3 protein-coding genes are annotated in these 4,041 nt (G+C 73.3%); 1 reads left to right on the top strand and 2 read right to left on the bottom strand.

What is annotated here, in order from left to right; genetic code table 11:
* Positions 1-169: 169 nt before the first annotated feature.
* Positions 170-1,732 carry a HAMP domain-containing sensor histidine kinase gene (locus RWM17_RS12885; RefSeq protein WP_314104265.1) on the bottom strand — a complete coding sequence of 521 codons (1,563 nt, stop codon included), beginning with the start codon at positions 1,730-1,732 and terminating at the stop codon, positions 170-172.
* The gene (locus tag RWM17_RS12880; RefSeq protein ID WP_123546686.1) at positions 1,729-2,475 is read right to left on the bottom strand and encodes a response regulator transcription factor; all 747 of its coding nucleotides are present in this window, start codon (positions 2,473-2,475) and stop codon (positions 1,729-1,731) included. Before RWM17_RS12880 ends, RWM17_RS12885 begins: the two co-directional genes overlap by 4 nt.
* A gap of 171 nt (positions 2,476-2,646) precedes the next feature.
* On the opposite strand from RWM17_RS12880, the gene RWM17_RS12875 reads away from it, so the two are divergent.
* A partial coding sequence (locus RWM17_RS12875) for an FtsX-like permease family protein (protein ID WP_314104263.1) occupies positions 2,647-4,041 on the top strand: 1,395 nt, incomplete at its 3' end.

Here is a 4,041-nt window from a genome sequence, read left to right as displayed (position 1 = left end):
CCCGCCCCCCCGCCCCCCCCCCCCGGTCGTCTCGCATCACCAACACCCGGCGGGGTTGCACGTCCCACTCCGGGGTGCGATGCCGACCGGTACGGGCACTGCAGCAGCAGCAGCAGCAGCAGCCAGCGTCGGCCGCGGCCGGTCCCGACCCGACCCGAGGCGGCGAGCGTCAGACGGGCGAGGCGGGCGGCACGGCGAGCGGCAGCCGCACCGTGAAGACGGCTCCGTCGGCACTGCTGGCGACCGAGACGTCGCCGCCGTGGGCGTGCGCGACGGCCTCGACGATGGCGAGCCCGAGGCCGGTCGAGCCTGCCTTGCGCGAACGCGAGCTGTCGGCCCGGGCGAAGCGCTCGAACAGCACGGGCAGCACCGCCGGGTCGATGCCCGGGCCCTCGTCGGAGACCGTGACGACGGCCCGGCGTCCCGCCTCGTCGACGCCCAGGGCGACGTGCACGGGCGTGCCCTCCGGCGTGTGGGTCCGCGAGTTGGTGAGCAGGTTCGCGACGATCTGGTGCAGGCGCATCGCGTCCCCGGGCACGACGACCGGCTCGTCGGGCAGCACGACGTCGACGTCGTGGGCAGGGTCGGCCACCCCCGCGTCGTTGACGGCGTCGAGCACGATGCGGGTGAGGTCGACGTCGGCCACGACGATGTCGCGACCCTCGTCGAGGCGGGCGAGGAGCAGCAGGTCCTCCACGAGCGAGGTCATGCGCAGCGACTCCGACTCGATGCGGCCCATCGCGTAGACGACGTCGTCGGGCAGGCCCGCGCCCATCCGCCGGGTCAGCTCGGCGTAGCCGCGCACGGACGCCAAGGGGGTGCGGAGCTCGTGCGAGGCATCGGCGACGAACTGCCGCACCTTGTTCTCGCTCTGCTGCCGCGCCTCCAGCGCCGCCGCGACGTGGCCGAGCATGTGGTTGAGCGACGCCCCCACCCGGCCGACCTCGGTGCGCGTGTCGGTGTCCTGCTCGTCGACCCGCTCGGCCAGGGCGACCTCGCCGCGGTCGAGGGGCAGCTCGGCCACGCGCAGCGCGGTGTCCGAGAGCCGCTCGAGCGGGCGCAGCGCCCGCCGCACGACGGCGTACGCGATGAGGATCGCGACGACGAGGCCGAGCAAGGTCACGAAGGCGATGGAGGCGATCATGCCGGCCACGGTCTGGGTCACGCTGTCGGTGGGCAGGCCCACGACGAGGTAGCCCGACGACACGGTGCCGCCGCTCCGCGACCCGAGGGTCACGGGGACGGCCTCGACCCGGTAGCCGCCGAGGTCCGAGCCGAGCGACACGGTGACCGGGCCGCCCGCGTCGGGCACGGTCGCGAGCGCAGAGGTGATCTCGTCGGTGAGGGGATCCTCGAGCTCGCCCGCCTCGGTGACGGTGAAGGCCTGCTGCACGACGTCGCCGACGAGCACGGCGGTGAACGTGCCTGGCGCCTGTCGGGGCGCGCCGAGGGCGTCGCTGTCGGGGCTGAGGCTCGGGCGGCCCGACGAGCCTCCGATCGAGGCCGCCGTCAAGGCCCTGTTGGTCGCGCCCGTGAGGTCGTCGTCGAGCTGGTTCATCAGCGAGCCGCGCAGCGCGACCACGCTCACGGTGCCGATGACCACGGTCAGGAGCACCACGATCGCGACGATGCTGAGGATCAGGCGGTTGCGGAGCGTGAGGGGGGCGGAGGCGCGGGGCACGCGCCCGAGGAGCCCGCCGAGACGGGACCCTCCGGGTGCGGCCGCGCTCACGACGTGGGCTTGATGACGTAGCCCACGCCGCGCACGGTGTGGATCATCGCCTCTTCGCCCGCGTCGATCTTCTTGCGGAGGTACGAGATGTAGATCTCGACGACGCTCGACTTGCCGCCGAAGTCGTAGCTCCAGACGCGGTCGAGGATCTGCGCCTTGCTGAGCACCCGTCGCGGGTTGCGCATCAGGAAGCGCAGCAGCTCGAACTCGGTGGCGGTCAGCTCGACCTCGCGGTCGCCGCGGTGCACCTCGTAGCTCTCCTCGTCGAGCACCAGGTCGCCGACGACGATGCGGCTGTCGCCAGCCTCGCTCACGGCCGACGCGGACCGACGGATGAGGCCGCGGAGCCTGGCCACCACCTCCTCGAGGGAGAACGGCTTGGTGACGTAGTCGTCGCCGCCCGCCGTCAGCCCGGAGACGCGGTCCTCGACGGAGTCCTTCGCGGTGAGGAACAGGATCGGGGTGTCGTCGCCCCCGGCACGCAGACGACCGAGCACCTGGATGCCGTCGATGTCGGGCAGCATCCAGTCGAGCACGATCGCGTCGGGCTGGAACTCGCGGGCCAGCGCGAGGGCGCCCTGCCCGTCGGCGGCGGCCTTGACGTCCCACCCCTCGTAGCGGAGGGCCATCGAGAGGAGGTCGGTGAGGCTGTTCTCGTCGTCGACGACGAGGACTCGGAGGGGCGAGCCGTCGGCCCGGGTGAGTCGGGGGGCCTGCGCGGGGGTGGGGGTCGTCGTGGTCACGCACTCAGCTTCGAGCCGGTTCCTATGAACGGACTGTGCTGCTCCGATGCGTTGCCTGCGCGTCTCTCATCGGAAGCTCATGGACGGCCCATCGGGTGCTGCGAGACCGCCTCCCTAGCGTCGCCCCCGACCTGATCCCCCGCGGATCCCCCTGCACCGAGGAGACCCCCGATGTTCCTGACCTACCTGCTCAGAGAGCTGAGCAACAGACGCAAGCAGACCGTGGTGATCGCGGCCGGCATGGCGCTCGCGATCGCGCTCGTGATCGTCGTCAGCGGCGTGGCGGCCGGCGTGCGGAACGCCCAGTCGTCCGTGCTCGAGTCCGTCTACGGCGTCGGCACCGACGTCACGATCACGCAGACCGCAGAGCCGGGCGCCGACGGCGGCGGTCCCGGCCGGCAGTTCGCCTTCGGCTCGGGCGACGGCACGACCACCGACGACGGCAGCACGGAGGTCGCGCAGAGCACCCTCTCGGCCGCCCGCGGCACGGCGACCTTCGCCTCGTCGGCCCTGGCGACCGTCGAGGGCGTCGACGGCGTGTCCGCCGCGACGGCCACGTTGAGCCTCGAGAACTCCAGCTTCTCGGGCACTCTGCCCGACTTCTCCCAGGGCGCAGGAGGCGCCGGCACCGACGGCGCGACCGGCGGCGGCACCGGGACCGGGACGGACGGGACCGACACGGGCAGCCAGCTCGCACCTCCCACGGGCGGGGCGGACGGCGCCGGCGGCAGCGCGTTCGACGTCGACCAGTTCTCGGTCACGGGCCTCGACCCGAGCGCGGCCGCGGTCGGCCCGCTGACCAGCGCCTCGCTCGTCGACGGCCGCACCCTCACCGCCGACGACGCGGGAGCGGACGTCGTCGTGCTCGACCAGACCTACGCCACGAGTGCAGAGCTCGCGGTCGGCGACACCCTCGCGATCGGCGGCACCGACTTCGCGGTGGTGGGGATCGTCGCGTCCACCTCGTCCGACGCGGCCACCGCCTCCGACGCGTACGTCCCGCTCGACACGGCGCAGGCGCTCAGCGGGCTGACCGACCAGATCAGCGACGTGTACGTGACCGCGGCGAGCGCCAGCGGCGTCGACGCCCTGAAGACCGATCTGCAGGCCGCCCTGCCCGACGCCACCGTGAGCACGCAGTCCGACCTCGCGTCGAGCGTCTCCGGCTCGCTGTCGACCGCCTCCGACCTGATCGGCAAGCTCGGCACCTGGCTCTCGGTGATCGTGCTCGCCGCGGCGTTCCTCATCGCGATCCTCTTCACCGTCTCGGGCGTCAGCCGACGCACCCGCGAGTTCGGCACCCTCAAGGCGATCGGCTGGAGCAACGCTCGCATCACCCGTCAGGTGGCGGGCGAGTCGCTCGTCCAGGGCCTCGTCGGCGGCGTCGTCGGCGTCGCGGCAGGTCTCGTCGGGCTGCTCGTGGTGAACCTCGTCGCCCCGACCCTGTCGGCTGCGGCCACGACCACCGCGGCAGGTCCCGGCGGCGCTGCCGGCGGGCCCGGAGCGGCAGCCGACGCAGGAGGTGCGGCTGCAGCAGGCGGCGGCGGCTTCGGCCAGCAGCTGGCC

It is taken from the genome of uncultured Frigoribacterium sp., from assembly GCF_963515265.1.
In the GTDB taxonomy this organism is placed as follows: domain Bacteria; phylum Actinomycetota; class Actinomycetes; order Actinomycetales; family Microbacteriaceae; genus Frigoribacterium.
Note: the sequence above shows the minus strand (reverse complement) of the source record. Positions and strands in the feature narration are given on the sequence as shown.